The organism is Streptomyces erythrochromogenes, from assembly GCF_036170895.1.
GTDB lineage: Bacteria > Actinomycetota > Actinomycetes > Streptomycetales > Streptomycetaceae > Streptomyces > Streptomyces erythrochromogenes.
The window spans coordinates 5834779-5854623 of sequence record NZ_CP108036.1; the positions used below are offsets into that span (position 1 = coordinate 5834779).

Genomic DNA, 19845 nt, shown 5'->3' on the forward strand with positions numbered 1-19845 from the left:
GGGGCCGCCGTCCCCATGCCTTCGCCAACACCTAGGACCCACATGTCCCTTGAAGAGGTTCAGGACGTCCGCACCCCGGACGCCACTCCGGACGCCACTCCGGACGCCACTGCGGATGCCACCCCGGACTCCGACCCGCCCGCCACCTCCAAGAGCCGCAGCGGCGGCTGGGCCGCCGTACGCCCGCTGCTCCTGCGCATGCACTTCTACGCGGGCCTCCTCATCGCCCCGCTGCTGTTCCTCGCCGCCGCCACCGGGCTGCTGTACGCCGCCTCCTGGCAGGCCGAGAAGATCGTCTACGCCGACGAGCTGACCGTCGCCCGCGTCGGCGACGGAGCCCTGCCGCTCAGCGCCCAGGTCGAGGCGGCCAAGGGTGCCGCACCCGAGGGCGAGGTCGTGTCCGTGTGGCCGGGCCCCGACGCCGAGGCCACCACCCGGGTGATCATGGAGAGGTCGGGCCTCGCGGAGGGCGAGACCCTCACCGTGTTCGTCGACCCGTACACCGCCGAGGTGCGCGGGCAGCTCACCACCGTCGGCGACGCGCTGCCGCTGCGGGCCTGGCTGAGCACCTTCCACTCCAACCTCCAGCTCGGGGAGTTCGGCCGCAACTACAGCGAGATGGCCGCCAGCTGGATGTGGGTGGTCGCGCTCGGCGGCCTCGCCCTGTGGATCGGCCGCCGTCGCAAGCGCAAGGCGCAGCTCGTCCTCCCGGACCGGGGGGCCACCGGTCGGCGCCGGACCCTGTCGTGGCACGGAGTCGTCGGCCTGTGGTCCGTCGCCGGACTCGTCGTGCTCTCCGCCACCGGCCTGACCTGGTCGAAGTACGCCGGTGAGAACATCGGGCAGCTCCAGGACGGCCTCGGCGGGGCCACCCCGGCCGTCTCGGCGAAGCTGAACCCCGGTACGGACGCCGGCGGCGCCGACGAGCACGCGGGCCACACCATGCCCGAGGGTACGCAGATGCCCCCGCCCGCCCCCACCGCCGATGTCGGCCTCGACCGGGCGGTGGCCGCCGCCCGCGACGCCGGTGTCACGGAGGCGATCCGCGTGACCCTGCCCGCCCAGGGCAAGGGGTACGTCATCAAGGAGCAGGACAAGCAGGTGCCGGTGCACTTCGACGCCGTCGCCGTCGACCCCGCCGACGCCCGGATCATGGACGAACTCCGCTTCGCCGACTACCCCGTGCTCGCCAAGATGACCCGCTTCGGCATCGACCTGCACATGGGCCAGACCTTCGGGCTCGTCAACCAGATCGTGCTCGCCGCGCTGGCCGTCGGCCTGATGTTCCTCGTCTTCTGGGGCTACCGCATGTGGTGGCTGCGGAGGCCGACGAAGGACCGCAAGCTCTCGGTCGGCCGCGCGCAGCCGCGCGGAGCCTGGCGGAAGCTGCCCGTGACCGTGCTGCTGCCGCTGGCCGCGGTGACCGCGCTGGTGGGCTGGTTCATCCCGCTGCTGGGCATCAGCCTGGTCGTCTTCCTCGCGGTGGACCTGCTGTTCGGTTTCGTGGCACGCCGCCGGGCTGCGGCCGCGGCCGCGTAGTGCCGCTCCGGTGAAAGCGGTGGGCCCGTACTCCGTGAAGGAGTACGGGCCCACCGTCGTTCCCGGGTCGGTCAGGGGGCGTACTTGTAGCCCACCCGGCGCACCGTCTGGATGGCACCGCGGTGGGACCCGCCCAGCTTGCGCCGCAGCCGGGCGATGTGGACGTCCACGGTCCGGCCGTCGCCGACGTGGCCGTAGCCCCAGACCGTGGTGACCAGCTGGTCGCGGCTGTGCACGCGGTGCGGGTGCTGCACGAGATGGGCCAGCAGCTCGAACTCCAGGTACGTCAGGTCGAGTACGCGGCCGTCGACCTCGGCGGTGCGCTGCGCCGAGTCGATGCGGATCAGGGCGTCGCCCTGGCCGGGGGCCGTGGCCGCGGGCTCGGTGCGGGCACCGGGGACCGACTGGACCGGGGCGGCCACGGCCTGCGGGGCGAAGGCGGTCGGAGGCTGCTGGTCCGCCGGTACGAGGACCAGGTAGCCGACCATCGGCGGCTGGCCCGGCAGAGCCGGAAGGGTGTGCTGGGGTGCGGGCAGCCAAGTGGCGCCGGGCGGGAGGAAGTCCACGACCCGGGCCACCTCGTCCCGGTCCACGGCGCGCAGCCGGTGGCGGGGACTGGGCGGATAAGTGAGAGGAGAGGTCGCAGCGGAGGTCAGGGAGCGGGTGTTCGCCATGAGTGGTCAGCTCTTTCACGCGGAGTGGTCGGCAGGAGACGTACGTGCGTCGTCGATGTCGTACCGCGCAGACCGAAGGCCTCGGGGAAACCCGGAGGAGAGGTCCCGGAGGCTTTAGAGGGCCGGCGCGTTCTTCGCGCGGCAACACTCACGATCGAAGTCGTGGTCCTGACGGGACGGCCAGAACGGCTCGAGGTCGCTGCGACCTGACGAGGTGTGCGAGTGGCTGGCCATGGCCCCATTCAAGCAGAAGAGCCGCCGCCGGGGCAGGCTGCATCTCGCATCCTGGATCAATGTCTCAGGATCCGGGCCGGGCGCCAGGCAAACCGGGGCAATCCATCCGGCGGTCGGCCCCCTGCGCCAGTCCAGTCCCGTCACGCGTATCGCATCGTGGGCGACCCCGCTCCGCTGTCGTCATGGGGACGCCGTGCCACCCGGCACTGACGACGCCCGCCGGGCCTCGGGGAGGCGCGGCGGGCGTCGGTGTCGGGGGAGGCGGGGCCGTCAGACCAGGCCGTCCTTCTCCAGGCCGGTGCAGCAGGTGTCCGTGATGAGGCGGGTCACCACGTACGGGTCCACGTTCGCGTTCGGGCGGCGGTCCTCGATGTAGCCCTTGCCGTCCTTCTCCACCTGCCACGGGATGCGGACCGAGGCGCCGCGGTCCGAGACGCCGTAGCTGAACTCGTTCCACGGGGCCGTCTCGTGCAGACCCGTCAGGCGCTCGTCGATGCCGGCGCCGTAGTTCTTCACGTGGTCGAGCGGCTTGCTGCCCTCGCCCAGCGCCTCGCACGCCGAGATGATCGCGCGGTAGTCCTCGCGCATCGACTTCGTGGAGAAGTTGGTGTGCGCGCCCGCGCCGTTCCAGTCGCCCTTGACCGGCTTCGGGTTCAGCGTCGCGGAGACGTTGAAGTCCTCGGCGGTGCGGTAGAGCAGCCAGCGCGCGATCCACAGCTGGTCCGAGACCTCCAGCGGGCCCAGCGGGCCGACCTGGAACTCCCACTGGCCGGGCATGACCTCGGCGTTGATGCCGGAGATCTCCAGGCCCGCCGCCAGGCAGTGGTCCAGGTGCTTCTCGACGATCTCGCGGCCGAAGATCTCGTCCGAGCCGACGCCGCAGTAGTAGCCGCCCTGCGCGGCCGGGAAGCCGCCCACCGGGAAGCCGAGCGGACGGACGCCGTCGAAGAAGGTGTACTCCTGCTCGATGCCGAAGATCGGCTCCTGGCCGGCGAACTTCTCGGCGACCGGACGCAGCAGCGCGCGGGTGTTCGACTCGTGCGGGGTCATGTCGATGTTCAGGACCTCGCACAGCACGAGGACGTTGTCCCCGCCGCGGATCGGGTCGGGGCAGGAGAACACCGGGTTGAGCACGCGGTCGGAGGCGTGGCCCTCGGCCTGGTTGGTGCTCGATCCGTCGAAGCCCCAGATCGGCAGCTCGGCGCCGTCCGCCAGGATCTTCGTCTTGGAGCGAAGCTTCGCCGTCGGCTCGGTGCCGTCGATCCAGATGTACTCAGCCTTGTAGCTCACGGGCCCCATCCTCAGACTCTGCGGGTGCTGCTGGACGCTGCTTCATCGCTGCGGTGTTGACCGCAGCGTGCCCGCCCGCGATTTCTCTTCCGTTGCCCGTGTGTGAACCCCGTGTTACCGAGGTTTACGCCGCTGGTCGGGCGGCTTGTGCGGGTTGGCGGTCGAGCACCCGTCCGGGTGGGGCAGACTGGCCGCGTGAGCATTTCGTCTGATTTGAGCCCCGCCGGAGACCGCGCCGGAGTTCGCGCCGGAGTTCCCGCCGAGACCACCGCCCCAACTGCCGCCGGTCAGGCGCCCGCAGACCCCCGCCCCCGGGTCGGGCTGCTCGGCACCGGCCCCTGGGCGATCCGTACCCATGCCCCCGCGCTCGCCGCGCACGCCGGCTCCGAGTTCGCCGGTGTGTGGGGCCGCAGGCCCGAAGCCGCTGCGGAGCTGGCGCAGAAGTACGGCGTGAAGGTGTACGAAGACCCCGACGAGCTGTTCGCCGACTGTGACGTCGTCGCCTTCGCCCTGCCGCCCGACGTACAGGCCCCGCTCGCCGTGCGCGCGGCCGCCGCCGGCCGGCACCTGCTGCTCGACAAGCCCGTCGCGACGACGCCGCAGGACGCCCGGGCCGTCGCCGACGCCGTCGCCCGCCACCAGGTCGCCTCCGTCGTCTTCCTCACCCTGCGCTTCGCCGAGCCCACCGCCGGCTGGGTCGACGAGCAGGCCGCCCGCACCGGCTGGTTCACGGCCGCCGCGCACTGGCTCGGTGCCGTCTTCCCGCCCGACGGCACGCCCAGCGCCTACGCCGACTCGCCCTGGCGCAAGGCCAAGGGCGGACTGTGGGACGTCGGGCCGCATGCCCTGTCGGTCCTGATCCCGATCCTCGGCGACGTCACCGAGGTCAGCGCCACCCGAGGCCCCTCCGACGTCGTCCAACTGGCGCTGCGGCACGCCTCCGGCGCGGCCAGCACCGCCGTGCTCAGCCTGGGCGCCCCGCAGGCGGCCGCCGGGGTGGGGCTGGAACTGCGCGGCAGCGAGGGCGTGCACGAACTGCCCGGCTGGAGCGACGTGCCGGGCGCCTACGGGCGGGCCCTGGACGCGCTGCTCACCGCGGCCCGGACGGGCGTGCCCGATCCGCGCGGAGCGGAGTTCGGCGCCCGGCTGACGGAGATCCTGGCTCAGGCGGAGGCGCAGCTGCCTACTTGATGAGGGCGTTGGCCACGATGATGGCGAGGCCGATGGCGGCATCGGCCAGGCCGATCAGCAGCGCCCGGCCGAGCCGGTGGCCGACCCGGAGCGCCGTGAGCGAGCCCCAGCCGAACAGCAGGGCGGTGTTCAGGCCGAGTCCGCCGGCCGTGACGTCGTAGGCGTCCCAGCCGCCGAACCCGGCGGCGGTCAGCAGCAGGACGGTGGGAAGGGTGGCCACGATCAGTGGCCACTCGTTCCACAGGGCCCGGGCCAGGATCTGCCAGCGGTGCCCCCCGGCCTCCTCCCGGTGGGAGGCCATGTGGTGCGAGTAGCCGTGCGCGAGGCCGGCCGTGGCCGCCGTCACCAGGACCCAGCTGGCGTCGTAGAAGGGGGTGAAGTCCTCGCCCTCCTGGTTCAGTGCGGCCATCAGGGCGCTGGCCAGGACCGTCCCGTAGACCCCGCCGAACATCCAGTCCGCGTGCCGGTGGGACGGGTGAGACGCGTGGGACGGGCGGGTGGTCAGGCTCTCTTCCTGCGGCTGCTGCTCGGTCACGACCGGGTCCTTAAGGTGCGGTATGTCCTCTTTCGACGCTCCGGCCACCATACGAGAACGGCGTGTGGGGGCGTTGTGAAGGAGCCCGCTACCCGCCCGCCGCCCGGCGGGTCACCTCCGCCAGGGCGTCCAGGGCCTGGGTGAAGGCCGCGTCCGGGGGAGCCGCGTAGCCGACGACCAGCCCCTCGCGGGGCGGGGTCCGGTCGGCGGGATGCCGGTAGGAGGAGAGGCCGTCCAGGGCCAGCCCCGCGGCGCGGGCGGCCGCGAGCGCCCGGGCCTCGCGGCCCGGCGGGAGTTCCACCACGGCGTGCAGCCCGGCCGAGATACCCGTGACCCGCACCTCCGGGGCGCGCGCGGCCAGTACGGAGACCAGCTGGTCGCGGCGGCGCCGGTAGCGCAGGCGCATCCGCCGCACGTGCCGGTCGTACGCCCCGCAGTCGATGAAGTCGGCGAGTGCCAGCTGGTCCAGTGCGCTCGCCCAGGACTCCCGCAGCCCCTTCGCCGCCAGCACCTGCCCGACCAGGGGGTCCGGGAGGACCAGCCAGCCCAGACGGAGCGCGGGGGAGAGGCTCTTGCTGAGCGAGCCCGCGTAGACCACGTGCTCGGGGGCCAGTGCCTGAACCGCTCCGACCGGTTTGCGGTCGTACCTGAACTCCCCGTCGTAGTCGTCCTCCACGATCAGGCCGCCGGTGCCGCGGGCCCACTCCACGGCTGCCGCCCGCCGGGCCGGCAGCAGGGCGCACCCGGTCGGGAACTGGTGCGCCGGGGTGAGCAGCAACGTACGGGCCCGGGAGGGGATTTCCCCGGTCCGGGCGCCGTCCTCGTCGACCGCGACGGGGTGCGGGCGGACCCCGGCGGCGTCCAGGATGCCGTGGTGGAAGGGGAGTCCGTACGACTCGACGGCCCAGTCCCGGGGCCGCAGGGACGCGAGGAGCCGCAGCCCGCCCGCGAAACCGGAGCAGACCACGATGTTCTCGGGGCCGGTACGCACGCCCCGCGTCCGGGACAGATAGCCGGCCAGGGCCCGCCGCAGCTCGGGGCGGCCCCGCGGATCCCCGGGCCCGAAGGCCTCGGTGGGCGCCCCGGCCAGGGCCCGCCGGGCGCTGGCGGCCCAGGGGCCCCGCGGGAAGGACGCGGGGTCGGGCTTGCCCTGGAGCAGGTCGTGCCGGGGCCGCTCGGGCGCGGGCCCGGCCCCGGCGGCCGGTGCGGGCGCGGCCGCCACCCCCTCCGCGACCCGGGTGCCGGAACCCTGCCGGGCCGTGAACCAGCCCTCGGCCACCAGTTCGGCGTAGGCGTCGGCGACGGCGTTGCGGGCCAGCCCGAGGTCGGCGGCCAGGGCCCGGTAGGGCGGCAGCCGCGTCCCGCCGGCCAGCCGCCCGCTGCGCACCGCGCTGCGCAGGGCCTGGGCGAGCGCGGTGCGGCGGGCGCCCTCGGCGGGGAGGTCCAGGTGCAGGTCGGAGCCCGAGCCGGGGCCGGGGCCGGGGCCGGGGCGGGGGCTGGGGTCGGAGGTGGCGGCGGTCACGGGTGCGGCTCCGACGTGAAAACGGTGTGGGTGGCCGTCAGGAAGCGGCGGACGGTGTCCCGTTCGGCGGGGTCGAAGGAGTCCAGCACCCGTAGCACCCCGTCGATCAGGGGCCCGAAGAACTCCCGGCCCAGGCGGATCGCGGCCGGCTCCACCCGCAGCAGGATCCGGCGCCGGTCGTGCTCGTCGCGGATCCGGGCCACGTGGCCGAGCCGCTCCAGCCGGTCGATCACGGCGGTGGTGCCCGCCGAGTTGAGGCCGAGCCGGGCGCCGAGCAGGCCGGCCGTGGCCGGCTCGGCCGCGCGGGCCGCGTCCAGCAGGCAGATCAGGGCCCGTACGTCGGTGGGGTGCATGCCGTTGCGGGCGGCGAACTCCGCCTGGCGCAGGCCGAAATCGACGGTCACCGCCCGCAGCAGGTGCACCAGTTGCAGATTGTCGGGCTCGTGGTTGTCGTGCACATCGCCTCCTGCCTAATATCTCGTTCAGCGAGATTATCGCCTGGCGAGACATTGGAGCAGCCCGTGTCCCGGACGTCGTCCCACCGTTCTCCCTCTCCCTCTCCCTCTCCCTCTTGCTCGTCCTCTGCCGCCGCCTTCCGCGCCGCCTACGGCGAGGTGTTGGCCGGGTGGCCCGGGCCGGTCGAGGCCGTCGAGCTGCCGACCCCCTACGGGCTCACCCGCGTCAACAGCTGCGGCCCGGCCGGCGCCCCGCCGCTGGTGCTGCTGCCGGGCGGCGGAGCCACCTCCGCGGTGTGGGGCGCCTGCGCCGCCGCCGGGGCGGCCCGCACCCACCGCGTGCACGCCGTGGACCTCGTGGGTGAGCCGGGGCTCAGCGTTCCGGCGCCCGGGCGGGCCCCGCGAACCCCCGAGGACCTGGCCGACTGGCTCGACGCGGTGCTCGACGGGCTCGCCCCGCACGGACCGGTGACCCTCGCCGGGCACTCGTACGGGGCCTGGATCGCCGCCCACCACGCCGCCCGGCGGTCCGCCGGGCTCGACCGCCTCGTCCTGCTCGACCCGACCCAGGTCTTCGCGGGACTCCGCCCCGGATACGTCCTGCGCGCCCTGCCCGTGCTCCTGCGGCCCACCCCGGAGCGGATCCGCTCCTTCCTCTCGTGGGAGACCCGCGGGGCCGCCCTCGACCCGGCCTGGCTCCGGCTCCAGGACGAGACCGCCCGCTTCCCCGCCGCCCGGCCGGTCACCGGCCCGCGCCCGGACCTCGCCCGCCTCGCGGAGCCGGACGTCAGGGTGGACGTGCTGTTCGCCGGGCGGGCCCGCTGCCACGACCCCGGCCGGGCGGCCCGCGCCGCGCGTGAGGCGCTGCCGGGCGCGCGGATCGACGTACTGCCCGAGGTCTCGCATCACGCGCTGCCCCTGACGGCCGCCGCCGAGATCGCCCGCCTGCTCTCCGACCCGGTCAGGTCCGAGGCCCGCGCGTCAGCGGTATTTCGACCGCAAAAGTCGCTATTTTCATGACATGTCCGCCGGTCCGGCCCTCGCGGCCACCTCCGCCACCGTCCCGCTCGCGTCCCCGCAGCCGCGCCTGCTGTACGACGCCTGCCCACTCTGCTCCGACGCCGAGATCTCCGTCCTGAGGACCGGGGACTGCTCGCGCCACCCGCTCTACAAGCCCGTCGTCGCACCGGTCATGACCTGGATGCGCTGCGCCGCCTGCGGGCACGTCTTCACCGACGGCTACTTCTCGGACGAGGTCTCGGCCGAGATCTTCTCCGCGACCAACCCGAACCAGCAGCCCGGCGCCGGCTTCGAGCAGAACCGCTACACCTCGGCGCGCATCGTCGAACGCGTCGCGCGCCACGTCCCCGACGGCCGCTGGCTCGACGTCGGCTTCGGCAACGGATCGCTGCTGTTCACCGCCGAGGAGTGGGGCTTCGAGCCCCACGGCCTCGATCTGCGGCCCTCGACGGCGGAGGGCCTGCGCCGGCTCGGCATCCAGGCGCACTGCGCCGACCTCACGGCGCTCGACGCCCCCGGCCGGTACTCCGTGATCAGCCTGGCCGATGTGCTGGAGCACATGCCGTACCCCGGTGAGGGACTGGCCGCCGCGCACCGCCTGCTCCGGGACGGCGGCGTGATCTTCGCGTCGATGCCCCACTACGACTGCTCGGTCTGGCGCCTGCTCGACGCCGGCGAGGCCAACCCCTACTGGGGGGAGCTGGAACACTTCCACAACTTCAGCCGCCGACGCCTCTACGACCTGATGGAGGAGCACGGCTTCGAGCCGCTCCAGTACTCGGTCAGCGAGCGCTACCGCGCCTGCATGGAGGTCATCGCCCGCCGCGTCTAGGCCGTACGGGACAGCGCCTCGCGGACGGCCTCCTCGGTGCGGGCGACCACGGCCGTGCCGTCCTCGGCGGTGATGATCGGGCGCTGGATGAGCTTCGGGTGCGCGGCCAGGTGGGTGATCCACCGGGCCCGCGCCGCGTCCGTCTCCTCGCGCGGCAGCTCGCGTACGCCGGTCTCCCGGGCCAGCGGGTCCGACGTACGGGTGATGTCCCACGGCTCCAGCCCGAGACGGCCCAGCACCTCGCGGATCTCGTCCTCGGAGGGCACGTCCTCCAGGTAGCGGCGCACGGTGTACTCGGCGCCCTCCGCGTCCAGCAGGGTGAGCGCGCTGCGGCACTTGGAACACGCGGGGTTGATCCAGATCTCCATGGCCCCAACCCTACCCAGGGCCCGTCTGGCCAGGGGCTTTTGTCAGTGGTCCCCAGTAAAATCGAGGAAGAACGACAGGAAGCCAACTACCGTTTGGGAGGCTGTAGATGGCCACTGCCAGCACCGTCCGGCCCGTCCAGAAGAAGCCGCTGCCGGCGGGCCTGCCCCGCGAGTGGTACGAGAGCCACAACCGCCGTCTGAAGGCGATGCGGCTGGCGATATCCCTGCTCGACTCGGGGACGTACGACGCCAAGCGCGCCACCAACCGGAAGATCCGGACGATGGCCGTCCGGACGGGGATCCACCGGCCGTCCAACGTCACCTGCAAGATGGTGCGCGCGTTCATCAAGGAGTCGTGACGGCGCCTCACCGCACGCAGGGGCCCCGCCCGCCGACCGTCCACGGGCGGTGGGCGGGGCCCCGGGCGGAGCTTCGGGGCGGAGCTTGCGGCACCGCCCGGGGCGAGCCGGTCACGGACGGCCGTCCGGGGAGAGCAGCAGCAGGGCCACGTCGTCGCCCGGCCCGCCGTTCGTGAAGGCCGCCAGGTCCTTCCACACCGCCCCGACCAGGCCCACCGGGTCCCGCGCCAGGACGGGCACCCGGGTCGCCAGGGGGTAGAAGTGCCCGGCCGCGTCCCGGGCCTCCGTCGCCCCGTCGGTGTGCAGCAGGAACTGGTCCCCCGGCCGCACCGGCAGCTCCACCACCTTCGGCGGATCCGGTCCCGCGAGCCCCAGACCCAGCGGAGGCCCCGGCTCCACGGTCACCTCGTCGACCTCGGCACCCCGCAGCCGCAGCGCCGGCGGATGCCCGCACGACACGAACCGTACGAGGTCCAGCCCGGGCGGGAACTCCACCAGCACCGCCGTGGCGAACAGCTCCGGATGGTCCACATGGGCGTCCGCCGCGTCCGCCAACAGCCGCCGGTCCAGCCGGACCGCCACCGCCGCCAGCTCCGCGTCGTCGAGCACGGCCTCGCGGAAGGCGCCGAGCAGCGCCGCCACCGTGGCCACCGCGGCCAGGCCGTGCCCCTGCACGTCCGCGACCAGCGCCCGGACCCCGAACGGCCCCACCCTTACGTCGTACAGGTCGCCGCCCACGAGCGTGCCGCGCTGCGCCGCCCGGTAGAGGCCCGAGCAGCGCACCTCGCCCACCCGTTCCGGCACCGGCGGCAGCACCGCCAGCTGGGCCGCCTCCGCGACCGTACGCACGCTGACCAACTGTTCGTCCCGGCGCTGGCGGACCCAGGCGATGACCACGCTGAGCAGCCCGACGACGGCCACCGTGGCCAGGTCCGTCCCCCGGGCCTGGGCGACGCCGATGTCGTGCACCCCCAGCAGCAGCAGGACCACGGCTGCGAAGATCGCGGTTCCGGCCGCCCCGTACGCGAACGCCGCCACGGGGGGCAGGCCCGCCAGGAAGAAGCCCAGCTCCACGTCGGTCGTGAGCGCCTGCGCGAGGACGAGCGCCACCAGGGCCGCCGCGGGCGCGATCCGGGCCCAGCGCGGCGGTGGCTCGCCGCGCAGCCCGCCCGGCTCAGCGCGTCCGCGTCTCACCCCTCCACCCTGGTACGGGGGCCGGGCCCGCGCACCCCGGACCGGCCCGCCGGGTGGCTTCGCCCCCTCCGGGCCGCGACAGTGGGGGCGTGACGGGAAACGAAGGCCCGGGCAGGGCACCCGGCCGGGCCCACGTCGAGGCGCACGGCACCGGCGGCGGCTCGGCCAGCGCGGAGATGAGCACACGGCTCAACTGGCTCCGCGCCGGCGTGCTCGGCGCCAACGACGGGATCATCTCCACCGCGGGCCTGGTGGTCGGCGTGGCCGGGGCCACCACCTCCCGCGCGTCGATCCTGGCGGCGGGCGTCGCCGGACTGCTGGCGGGCTCGCTGTCCATGGCGGCGGGGGAGTACGTGTCCGTCAGCTCCCAGCGGGACTCCGAGCGGGCCGCGCTCGACATGGAACGCAGGGAGCTGGCCGAAGAGCCGGAGGCGGAGCTCGACGAGCTCACCGACCTGCTGGCGGAGCGCGGCCTGAGCCGGGAGGTCGCCCGGGAGGCCGCCGAGCAGCTCACGGAACGGGACGCCCTGCGGGCCCACGCCCGCGTGGAGCTCGGGATCAACCCGGACGAGCTGGCCAACCCGTGGCACGCTGCCTTCGCGAGCCTCGTCGCCTTCACCGTGGGGGCGCTGCTGCCGCTGCTGGCGATCATCCTGCCGGGGCCGTCCGCGCGGGTGCCGGTGACGGTGGTCGCGGTACTGGCGGCGCTCACGCTGTGCGGGGTGCTCAGCGCACGGCTCGGCGGGGCCCCGGTCCCGCGCGCGGTCGCCCGCAACGTGGCCGGCGGCACCCTGGCCATGGCCGTCACCTACGCGGTCGGCACCTGGCTCGGCACCGCGACCGCCTGACGGCCCGGCCTCCGCCTGGCGGCCCGGCCTCCGCCCGGCTCCCGGGCCTCCGCCTGGCGGCCCGGCCTCCGCCTGGCGGCCCGGCCTCCGCCCGGCTCCCGGGCCTCCGCGCCTCCGTCGCCGGCGGGGCTCGATCTTGCCTCCGCGGGCCGCCGGGTGCGGCTCCGGCGGGCTTCTTCAGCCCCGCCGGCGTTTGAGGCGCGGGCGCGGAGCGCCGTGTCATGGCGCCCGCCGGGGCAGGGCCGCACCCGAAAGCCGACGACGCACCCCCAAAGCCGCCGAGCACAGCGCAGCGACCCGGCAGGATGGGCCCATGCGCATCGCAGTCACCGGTTCGACCGGCCTCATCGGCAGTGCACTCGTGCGGTCCCTGCGGGCCGACGGCCACGAGGTGGTGCGCTTCGTGCGGCGTGAGCCGGCCGGGGCGGACGAGGCGCGGTGGGATCCGGAGCGCGGCCGCGTGGACCCGGCCGGGCTGGCCGGCTGCGGCGCCGTCGTGCACCTGGCCGGGGCCGGGATCGGGGACCACCGGTGGACCGCCGCGTACAAGCGGAAGATCCGCGACAGCCGCGTGCTGGGCACCGCCGCGCTCGCGAACGCCCTCGCCGGCCTCGACGAACCGCCCGCCGTCCTGGTCAGCGGGTCCGCCGTCGGCTACTACGGGGACACCGGCGACCGCCCCGTGGACGAGGACAGCCCCGCCGGACACGGCTTCCTGCCCTCGGTCTGCGTGGAGTGGGAGGCCGCCACCGCCCCCGCCCAGGAGGCCGGGATCCGCACCGCGTTCGCCCGTACCGGACTGGTCGTCGCCAAGGAGGGCGGGGCCTGGGGGCGGATGTTCCCCCTCTTCCGCGCGGGCGTCGGCGGCCGGCTCGGCGACGGCCGCCAGTACTGGCCGTTCATCTCCCTCCACGACGAGGTCGCGGCCCTGCGCCACATCATCGACACCCCGGAGCTGAGCGGCCCGGTCAACCTCACCGCCCCCGAACCGCTGACCAACCGCCAGGTCACCGCCGCCATGGCCCGGGTGCTGCACCGGCCGGCGGTGCTGCCCGTACCGGCCGTGGCCCTGCGCGTCGTGCTGGGGGAGTTCTCCCAGGACGTGCTGGGCGGTCAGCGCGCCCGCCCCACCCGGCTCCTGGAGTCCGGGTTCGTCTTCCGCGACCCCGGCATCGAACAGGCCATCCGCGCCGCGCTCCAATAAACCGCGTGCGACCGCGTGCGACCGTTCGTGACCCGGATGCGACCGTCGTGCGACCGGAGTTGTCCGCAATACCCGGCCGAACTCGGGTTCCCGTTCGACCGGTTGGGGGAAGGAGGATCCCCACACAGCCGCGCCGACCTCGGGGAGGGGCACGTGCTCAGCAGCGCACCCAATGCCGCACACCATGCGGACGTCGTCATCGTAGGAGCCGGAGTCTCAGGACTCGCGGCCGCGCACCACCTGATCGCAGCCGGGGTCACGGTCACCGTCCTGGAGGCCGCGGACGATCCCGGCGGGCGGATGGCCACCGAATCGGCCGACGGGTTCCGGCTCGACCGGACCGCCCAGTTGCTCAACACCGCGTACAGCGAGCTGGAGCGCACCCACGCCCTGCGGGCCCTGGTCCTGCGCCCCTTCTCGCCCGGAGTCCTGGTCCACACCGACGGCAGGCAGCTGCGGGCCGGGTCCCTCACCCCCGCCCGGGCCCTGGCCAGCGGATCCCTCGACCAGGCCCGGCTCAGCGCCGCCCTCGGCAGGCTCGCCGCGCTGCCCGAGGACAAGCTGCTCGCCCGTCCCGAACGCACCGCGTCCGCGGCCCTGCGCACCCGGAGCCTGCCGTCGCGCACCCTGAACGGCGTGCTCCGGCCGCTGCTCGCCGCCCTGCTCCGGGACCCGGAGCTCACCACCTCCAGCCGGGTCGCCGACCTGGCCCTGCGCACCTTCGCCCGCGGCCGTCTCGCCGTGCCCGAGGGCGGCGCCGCGGCCCTGCCCGACCTGCTCGCCTCCGGGCTGCCGCCCGGCACCGTACGTACCGGCATCAGGGTCCGATCGGTGGCCACCAACCTGGTCACCACCGAGGAGCACGGCGACTTCCGCTGCCGCTCCGTCCTGCTCGCCACCGGCGCCCGCGCCGCCGCCGAGCTCCTGCCCGGCCTGCGCGTGCCCGCGTTCCACGAGGTCACCGTCCTGCACCACGCCACCGCCGGCCCACTGCCCCGGGACGGTTCGCTGATCCTGGACGGGGACCCCAACTGGCCCGTCTCCCACACCGCCGTCATGAGCGCGGTCGACCCGACGCGGGCCCCGGCCGGCCGCAGCCTGGTCACCACGACCGTGCTCGGCCCGCCGCCGCCGACTCGCACCGTCACCTCGCGACTCGCCCGCCTCTACGACACCAGCACCCGCGAGTGGGAGCTGCTGGCCGTCCACCACACCCCGGAGGCCGTCCCCGCCATGCCCCCGCCGCACGACCGGCGCCGCCCGGTGCGGGTCCTGGCCGGGCTCTACGTGTGCGGCGACCACCGCGACACCAACACCGTCCAGGGCGCCCTGCACTCGGCCCGCCGCGCCGGCGGCGCCATCCTGCGCGACTTGGGCATCCCGCTCCCGGTAGCCCCGGAGCCCGCACTCCCGGTGGCGGCCTGAGAACCACCCACGACCCAGGGGCCCGGTCCTCCCGCCAGGGGACCGGGCCCCTGCCGTACCTCCGGGCGGCCCGGGGGACGGATCCCGCCGCGGTCAGGACAGCGCCGCCACCCGGTCCCGGTAGGTCCGCACCGCCGACGCGTCCCGGTAGGGCTCCAGCCGCCGCTCGAAGTCCCGTACGTACTCCACCGCCCGCACCGACCGCATCTCCATCGCCTGCTGCGCCGCCTCCGCGCCCAGCGCGCACGCCTGGTCCAGCTCGCCCAGCCCCAGCCGGGCCGTGGCCAGCACCACCCGGCAGAACAGCCGCGACCGCGCGAACCCCGGCGCCCTCAGCTGCAGGGACCGCTCCGCGTGCTGCGCCGAGGCCCGGTACTGCTGGAGGTCCCGGTGGCAGTGCCCGAACTCGTCCGCCAGCTGCGCCTCGTCGTACAGGCGCGCCCAGTGCGGCACGTCGTCCCCCGGCCTGGCCGCGCCCAGCGCGCGCTCGGCCCGCACCAGGGAGGCCGTCGCCGCCCGGACCTCGCCGAGGACCGCGTGCCCGCGCGCCTCCGCCGCGTGCAGCAGCGCCTGCACCACCGCCGGCGGGCCCGAGCCGACGCCCTGCTGGGCCACCCGGGCCAGCTGCACCGCTTCCCGGCCGTGCCCGAGGTAGACCGCCTGCCGGCTCATGGTGACCAGCACGTACGAGCCGTAGGGGCGGTCCCCGGCCGCCTGCGCGAGCCGCAGGGCCTGCACGAAGTACCGCTGGGCGAGCCCGTGCGCGGCGATGTCGTACGAGGTCCAGCCCGCGAGCCGGGTCAGGTCCGCGGCGGCCGCGAACAGCCGGCGCCCCGTGGTCTCGCCGTAGGTGCCCCGCAGCATCGGCTCGGCCTCGTGCTCCAGGTACCGCACGAGGGCCTGGCGGGCGTGCCCGCCGCCGTAGGCGTGGTCCAGGGTCCGGAAGAGCTCGCTGACCGATCTCAGCGCGGCGATGTCGCCCGCCGTCACGCGCTGCCCGGGCCCCCGGTCGATCTGCCGCTGCCGCGGCACCGAGGCCCGGCCCTGGAGGGGGACGCGGGCCGCGGCCGGTTCCGCGCCCCGGGCCACGCGCTCGTCGGGCCGCCCGATCAGCCAGTCCCGGCTGGGCACGACCAGCCCGGCCGGGGTGAAGGCGATCTTCCGGAGCTCGGCGTGGGATCCGGAGTCCTTGCGCCACAGGCCGCTCGCGATGTCCACGGCCTCCTCGGGGGTGGCCGCGAACTCCAGCCCCGCGTAGACCGGGGCGCAGGCGTCGAGGCCCAGGTCCTGCGCGGAGAGCCGGCGTCCGAGGCGCCGGGTGAACACCTCGGCGATCAGCGCCGGGGTGGTTCCGCGCGGCTGCTGGCCGCGCAGCCAGCGGGTCACCGAGGTCTTGTCGTACCGCAGGTCGAGACCGTGTTCCAGACCGAGCTGGTCGACGCGGCGGGCGAGCCCGGCGTTGGAGAACCCGGCTTCCGCGATCAGCGCCGCCAGCTGGCGGTTGGGGACGCGCTGGGCAGGTCGTTCCGTCATCGGCTCCACGGTTTCCTGACGTGACGGACCGGAGTCCCGGCCCTTGAACGGCGTGAATGTAGCGGCGAACTTCGCCCATGCCGCCCTCTCTGCCCCACATTCATCCGATCGTGTGCAGAATCGGTAGGGCTCTTTACGGACTAGCCCCCTCCGCCCGCGTACGCTGCGGGCCATGACCCGCCGGCACCACCCGTCACATCTCTCCGAGGAGCGGCCCGAATCGACCGCTCCGCTGCCTCCGCCCGAGCTGACCGAGGCCGAGTGCCGGCGCTGCGGCACCTACATCGCGGGGCTCGACGGGCGGTACGCCTGCGGGGTGTGCGGCTGGGTGAACGACCACTCGGAGGGCCACCGGCGGCTGCCGCGCGCGGACGAGGACCCGGACCGCCCGCCGAAGGGCCGCCGACGCCCGAAACAGCTGCCGTCGAGCCTGCCGGAGCCCGACGCGGCGCCGGAAGCGGGGCCCTGAAGGGGCCCGCGCGGGCAGCCGTACCCTTGCTCAGTGAAGTACGTGCACACAGCAGGTTCAATGAGGAGGCGCTGCGGTGGCTGAGCTTGGGTTTGTCCGTCTGGGCTTCGGAGCGGAATCCGTCGAGTACACCCAGGCCTGGGAAGAGCAGCGCAGGGTGCACGCGGCCCGCTTCGCGGACGAGATGGAGGACACCTGCCTGCTGCTGGAGCACCTGCCGGTCTACACGGCGGGCCGGCGCACCGACCCCAGCGAGCGCCCGCTCGACGGCACGCCCGTCATCGACGTGGACCGCGGCGGAAAGATCACCTGGCACGGCCCCGGCCAGCTCGTCGGCTATCCGATCATGAAGCTGCCCCGGCCGGTGGACGTCGTGGCCCACGTCCGCCGCCTGGAGGAGGCGCTGATCCGCACCGCCGCCGACTTCGGCCTGGAGACCACCCGGGTCGAGGGCCGCTCCGGCGTCTGGGTGCTCGGCGACCCGGTCGAGGAGCGCCCGAAGATCGGCGGCCTCTCCCTCGACTTCGACCCGCGGCTCGCCGACGAGGAGTTCGACCCCCGGCTCAACGGCCCCGAGTACGCCCCGTCCAACGCCGGACAGCGGCGCGAGGACCGCAAGCTGGCCGCCATCGGGATCCGGGTCGCCAAGGGCGTCACGATGCACGGCTTCGCGATCAACGTGAACCCCGACAGCACCTGGTTCGACCGGATCATCCCCTGCGGGATCCGGGACGCCGGTGTGACCTCGCTCTCGTACGAACTGGGCCGTGAGGTCACGATCGCCGAGGTGCTCCCGGTCGTCGAACGCCACCTGAAGGACGTACTGGAGCACGCCGAGTTGCGGCCCCGCGAGATCGAGACCGCATAGAGACCTCCCGGCGACGGGAATGAGTCCGGCCGCTCGCAGGTTGGGCGACGTAAGAGCGTACGAAATTACGGGCGTACCCTGGTGGGCGCCCGAACAATCGAAGTCACAGGGAGCCGGTCGTGTCCGCAGTCGCACCCGACGGACGCAAGATGCTGCGCCTCGAGGTCCGGAATGCCCAGACCCCCATCGAGCGCAAGCCCGAGTGGATCAAGACCCGGGCGAAGATGGGCCCCGAGTACACCAAGATGCAGGCCCTGGTGAAGGGCGAAGGACTGCACACGGTGTGCCAGGAGGCCGGCTGTCCCAACATCTACGAATGCTGGGAAGACCGCGAAGCCACCTTCCTCATCGGCGGTGACCAGTGCACCCGGCGCTGTGACTTCTGCCAGATCGACACGGGCAAGCCCGAGGCGCTGGACCGCGACGAACCGCGCCGCGTCGGTGAGTCCGTCGTCACGATGGACCTGAACTACGCCACCATCACCGGCGTCGCCCGCGACGACCTGGCCGACGGCGGTGCCTGGCTGTACGCCGAGACCGTGCGCCAGATCCACCAGCAGACGGCGGGTCGCGAGGCCGGCCACACCAAGGTCGAGCTGCTGGCCCCCGACTTCAACGCGGTGCCGGAGCTGCTGGAGGAGGTCTTCGCCTCCCGCCCCGAGGTCTTCGCGCACAACGTCGAGACGGTGCCGCGGATCTTCAAGCGGATCCGCCCCGGCTTCCGCTACGAGCGCTCGCTCGACGTGATCACCAAGGCGCGCGAGTACGGCCTGGTCACCAAGTCGAACCTGATCCTCGGCATGGGCGAGGAGCGCGAGGAGGTCTCGCAGGCCCTGAAGGACCTGCACGAGGCCGGCTGCGAGCTCATCACCATCACCCAGTACCTGCGGCCCTCGCCGCGGCACCACCCCGTCGAGCGCTGGGTGAAGCCGGCCGAGTTCGTCGAGCTGGCGAAGGAGGCCGAGGAGATCGGCTACTCGGGCGTGATGTCCGGGCCGCTCGTCCGGTCCTCGTACCGGGCCGGCCGCCTCTACCAGCAGGCGATGGAGAAGCGCGCGACCGTCTGACGCGCGGCGCGACCGTCCGTGTGAAGTCGCGCACAAAGTGCTACCAACGAGTAATACCGCATCGGCGCGGCCCCTAGGCTCTTTCGTGACGGAAGAACCCGGCGGGCCGCGTCGGCGTATGCAACGTGTCCATCACATTTGACCGACCGGTCACGCCCTGGTAACACCAGTCAGTGACGCTTGGTCCACGCACCGTAGACGCCCGCCCACCTCGCGCAGACGTGAGCATCGTGAAAGGGATCGACATCATGCAGGCCGCGCCCGTACGCGCCATCGCCATCCCGACGCTCTCCGACGCCTTCCGGGGCCTCGAATCCCTCCTCATGAGCGGGGCCCGCCGCAACGCCTGGACGGCGGTCCTGGAGGACCGCAAGAGGGCCAAGGACCGGGTCGAAACCGAACACGTACTTGAGGCCGCGGCTACCCGAACCCCGCAGGCCACGTAAACTTCGCTTTATGGCGAGGAAGTCAAACGCAGAGACTGCTGCGAACCCCGGGCGACTGAAGCAGATCGCCCTGACGTACAAGATGACGCGCAAGGCCGACCCGAAGGTCGGTCTGATCGTCGCGGGCGTGGGAATCGTCACCTTCGGTGTCTTTCTTGCGATCGGCTTCCTGATCGACCACCCGGTCTACCTGGGCATCCTGGGCTTCCTGGTGGCTTTCCTCGCGATGGCGATCGTCTTCGGGCGACGTGCCGAGCGGGCTGCCTTCGGGCAGATGGAAGGACAGCCGGGAGCGGCCGCGGCCGTACTGGACAACGTGGGACGGGGCTGGACGACCACCCCGGCCATCGCGATGACCCGGCAGCAGGACATCGTCCACCGTGCCGTGGGCAAGGCCGGCGTCGTGCTGATCGCCGAGGGCAACCCGAACCGGGTGAAGCCGCTGCTCGCGAACGAGAAGAAGAAGATGGCCCGGATCATGCCGGACGTGCCGGTCCACGACTTCATCGTGGGTACGGGCGAGGGCGAGGTGCCGCTCAAGAAGGTGCGCACCACCCTGCTCAAGCTGCCGCGCGTACTGACCGGCCCGCAGATCACCGCGGTCAACGACAAGCTGCGTGCCATGGGTGACCTCATGAGCAACATGCCGCTGCCGAAGGGCCCCATGCCCAAGGGCATGAAGATGCCGCGCGGCGGAAAGATGCGCTGACGCAGCTCAGCTGATTTTCGTATACGAGACAGGGGCGCCCCCCGAGCCGGCCGGCTCGGGGGG

Annotated in this window: 21 protein-coding genes; 13 read left to right on the forward strand and 8 right to left on the reverse strand. The window is 73.7% G+C overall.

Annotated features, from left to right (window positions below):
- Positions 1-42: 42 nt before the first annotated feature.
- A complete protein-coding gene (locus tag OHA91_RS26685; protein WP_328740178.1) occupies positions 43-1539 on the forward strand; it encodes a PepSY-associated TM helix domain-containing protein in 1497 nt (498 codons plus the stop codon).
- 71 nt (positions 1540-1610) lie between these two features.
- On the opposite strand, the gene OHA91_RS26690 is transcribed toward OHA91_RS26685, so the two are convergent.
- Both OHA91_RS26690 and glnII read right to left on the reverse strand, forming a co-directional pair.
- A complete protein-coding gene (locus OHA91_RS26690) occupies positions 1611-2213 on the reverse strand; it encodes a winged helix-turn-helix domain-containing protein (RefSeq protein WP_031153189.1) in 603 nt (200 codons plus the stop codon).
- Positions 2214-2717: 504 nt separating this feature from the next.
- Positions 2718-3737, reverse strand: coding sequence for a glutamine synthetase (gene glnII, locus OHA91_RS26695; protein ID WP_266501907.1), 1020 nt, complete (start codon positions 3735-3737; stop codon positions 2718-2720).
- Between the two features lie 321 nt (positions 3738-4058).
- Between glnII and OHA91_RS26700 the strand changes: the two genes are divergently transcribed.
- Positions 4059-4928, forward strand: a complete 870-nt coding sequence (locus tag OHA91_RS26700) for a Gfo/Idh/MocA family protein (protein WP_037632932.1) — start codon at positions 4059-4061, stop codon at positions 4926-4928.
- Here OHA91_RS26700 and OHA91_RS26705 read toward each other — a convergent pair.
- From OHA91_RS26705 to OHA91_RS26715, 3 genes are all read right to left on the reverse strand, one after another.
- Positions 4921-5463, reverse strand: coding sequence for a hypothetical protein (locus tag OHA91_RS26705; RefSeq protein WP_245240166.1), 543 nt, complete (start codon positions 5461-5463; stop codon positions 4921-4923). The two genes, OHA91_RS26700 and OHA91_RS26705, sit on opposite strands and share 8 nt — an antisense overlap.
- 88 nt (positions 5464-5551) lie before the next feature.
- Entirely contained in the window at positions 5552-6985 is a 1434-nt protein-coding gene (gene pdxR / locus OHA91_RS26710) for a MocR-like pyridoxine biosynthesis transcription factor PdxR (RefSeq protein WP_328740179.1), read from the reverse strand.
- Positions 6982-7443, reverse strand: a complete 462-nt coding sequence (locus OHA91_RS26715) for a MarR family winged helix-turn-helix transcriptional regulator (RefSeq protein ID WP_051893306.1) — start codon at positions 7441-7443, stop codon at positions 6982-6984. The genes pdxR and OHA91_RS26715 overlap by 4 nt, the downstream gene beginning before the upstream one ends.
- A gap of 159 nt (positions 7444-7602) precedes the next feature.
- On the opposite strand from OHA91_RS26715, the gene OHA91_RS26720 reads away from it, so the two are divergent.
- Together OHA91_RS26720 and OHA91_RS26725 are read left to right on the forward strand one after the other, a co-directional pair.
- Positions 7603-8460: an alpha/beta fold hydrolase gene (locus OHA91_RS26720; protein WP_408059188.1), complete on the forward strand. Its 858-nt coding sequence runs from the start codon at positions 7603-7605 to the stop codon at positions 8458-8460.
- A gap of 1 nt (position 8461) precedes the next feature.
- Entirely contained in the window at positions 8462-9292 is an 831-nt protein-coding gene (locus OHA91_RS26725) for a class I SAM-dependent methyltransferase (RefSeq protein ID WP_078959409.1), read from the forward strand.
- Here the strand turns inward: OHA91_RS26725 and OHA91_RS26730 are convergent.
- Positions 9289-9660 (reverse strand): ArsC/Spx/MgsR family protein, encoded by a 372-nt coding sequence (locus OHA91_RS26730; RefSeq protein ID WP_031153179.1) that lies wholly within the window; start codon positions 9658-9660, stop codon positions 9289-9291. The two genes, OHA91_RS26725 and OHA91_RS26730, sit on opposite strands and share 4 nt — an antisense overlap.
- 107 nt (positions 9661-9767) lie before the next feature.
- Here OHA91_RS26730 and OHA91_RS26735 point away from each other — a divergent pair, with 107 nt between their 5' ends.
- Entirely contained in the window at positions 9768-10019 is a 252-nt protein-coding gene (locus OHA91_RS26735; protein WP_030032818.1) for a hypothetical protein, read from the forward strand.
- Between the two features lie 111 nt (positions 10020-10130).
- Here the strand turns inward: OHA91_RS26735 and OHA91_RS26740 are convergent, their stop codons facing one another.
- On the reverse strand, positions 10131-11213 hold the full coding sequence (locus OHA91_RS26740) for a PP2C family protein-serine/threonine phosphatase (protein ID WP_031153177.1): 1083 nt from the start codon (positions 11211-11213) through the stop codon (positions 10131-10133).
- A 176-nt stretch (positions 11214-11389) separates the two neighbouring features.
- On the opposite strand from OHA91_RS26740, the gene OHA91_RS26745 reads away from it, so the two are divergent.
- From OHA91_RS26745 to OHA91_RS26755, 3 genes are all read left to right on the forward strand, one after another.
- Positions 11390-12061, forward strand: coding sequence for a VIT1/CCC1 transporter family protein (locus OHA91_RS26745; protein ID WP_328741176.1), 672 nt, complete (start codon positions 11390-11392; stop codon positions 12059-12061).
- Positions 12062-12374: 313 nt separating this feature from the next.
- Positions 12375-13265, forward strand: a complete 891-nt coding sequence (locus tag OHA91_RS26750) for a TIGR01777 family oxidoreductase (protein WP_328740181.1) — start codon at positions 12375-12377, stop codon at positions 13263-13265.
- A gap of 153 nt (positions 13266-13418) precedes the next feature.
- On the forward strand, positions 13419-14690 hold the full coding sequence (locus tag OHA91_RS26755; RefSeq protein WP_031153172.1) for an NAD(P)/FAD-dependent oxidoreductase: 1272 nt from the start codon (positions 13419-13421) through the stop codon (positions 14688-14690).
- A 93-nt stretch (positions 14691-14783) separates the two neighbouring features.
- Here the strand turns inward: OHA91_RS26755 and OHA91_RS26760 are convergent, their stop codons facing one another.
- On the reverse strand, positions 14784-16223 hold the full coding sequence (locus OHA91_RS26760; protein WP_031153170.1) for a hypothetical protein: 1440 nt from the start codon (positions 16221-16223) through the stop codon (positions 14784-14786).
- A 172-nt stretch (positions 16224-16395) separates the two neighbouring features.
- Here OHA91_RS26760 and OHA91_RS26765 point away from each other — a divergent pair, with 172 nt between their 5' ends.
- From OHA91_RS26765 to OHA91_RS26785, 5 genes are all read left to right on the forward strand, one after another.
- A complete protein-coding gene (locus tag OHA91_RS26765) occupies positions 16396-16692 on the forward strand; it encodes a hypothetical protein (protein ID WP_031153168.1) in 297 nt (98 codons plus the stop codon).
- 76 nt (positions 16693-16768) lie between these two features.
- Entirely contained in the window at positions 16769-17560 is a 792-nt protein-coding gene (lipB, locus tag OHA91_RS26770) for a lipoyl(octanoyl) transferase LipB (protein WP_031153166.1), read from the forward strand.
- A gap of 119 nt (positions 17561-17679) precedes the next feature.
- Entirely contained in the window at positions 17680-18627 is a 948-nt protein-coding gene (gene lipA, locus OHA91_RS26775) for a lipoyl synthase (RefSeq protein WP_031153164.1), read from the forward strand.
- Positions 18628-18875: 248 nt separating this feature from the next.
- A complete protein-coding gene (locus tag OHA91_RS26780; protein WP_030849252.1) occupies positions 18876-19073 on the forward strand; it encodes an SCO2195 family GlnR-regulated protein in 198 nt (65 codons plus the stop codon).
- 10 nt (positions 19074-19083) lie between these two features.
- Positions 19084-19782: a DUF4191 domain-containing protein gene (locus tag OHA91_RS26785; protein WP_030849255.1), complete on the forward strand. Its 699-nt coding sequence runs from the start codon at positions 19084-19086 to the stop codon at positions 19780-19782.
- Positions 19783-19845: the final 63 nt, after the last annotated feature.

Bases quoted from the DNA above. Each gene is read 5' to 3' on its own strand.
- OHA91_RS26785 (WP_030849255.1), top strand. From the start codon at position 19,084: ATGGCGAGGAAGTCAAACGCAGAGACTGCTGCGAACCCCGGGCGACTG.
- OHA91_RS26765 (WP_031153168.1), top strand. From the start codon at position 16,396: ATGACCCGCCGGCACCACCCGTCACATCTCTCCGAGGAGCGGCCCGAA.
- OHA91_RS26735 (WP_030032818.1), top strand. From the start codon at position 9,768: ATGGCCACTGCCAGCACCGTCCGGCCCGTCCAGAAGAAGCCGCTGCCG.
- OHA91_RS26780 (WP_030849252.1), top strand. From the start codon at position 18,876: ATGCAGGCCGCGCCCGTACGCGCCATCGCCATCCCGACGCTCTCCGAC.
- OHA91_RS26690 (WP_031153189.1), bottom strand. From the start codon at position 2,213: ATGGCGAACACCCGCTCCCTGACCTCCGCTGCGACCTCTCCTCTCACT.
- OHA91_RS26685 (WP_328740178.1), top strand. From the start codon at position 43: ATGTCCCTTGAAGAGGTTCAGGACGTCCGCACCCCGGACGCCACTCCG.
- OHA91_RS26750 (WP_328740181.1), top strand. From the start codon at position 12,375: ATGCGCATCGCAGTCACCGGTTCGACCGGCCTCATCGGCAGTGCACTC.
- OHA91_RS26760 (WP_031153170.1), bottom strand. From the start codon at position 16,223: ATGACGGAACGACCTGCCCAGCGCGTCCCCAACCGCCAGCTGGCGGCG.
- OHA91_RS26745 (WP_328741176.1), top strand. From the start codon at position 11,390: ATGAGCACACGGCTCAACTGGCTCCGCGCCGGCGTGCTCGGCGCCAAC.
- OHA91_RS26725 (WP_078959409.1), top strand. From the start codon at position 8,462: ATGTCCGCCGGTCCGGCCCTCGCGGCCACCTCCGCCACCGTCCCGCTC.
- OHA91_RS26730 (WP_031153179.1), bottom strand. From the start codon at position 9,660: ATGGAGATCTGGATCAACCCCGCGTGTTCCAAGTGCCGCAGCGCGCTC.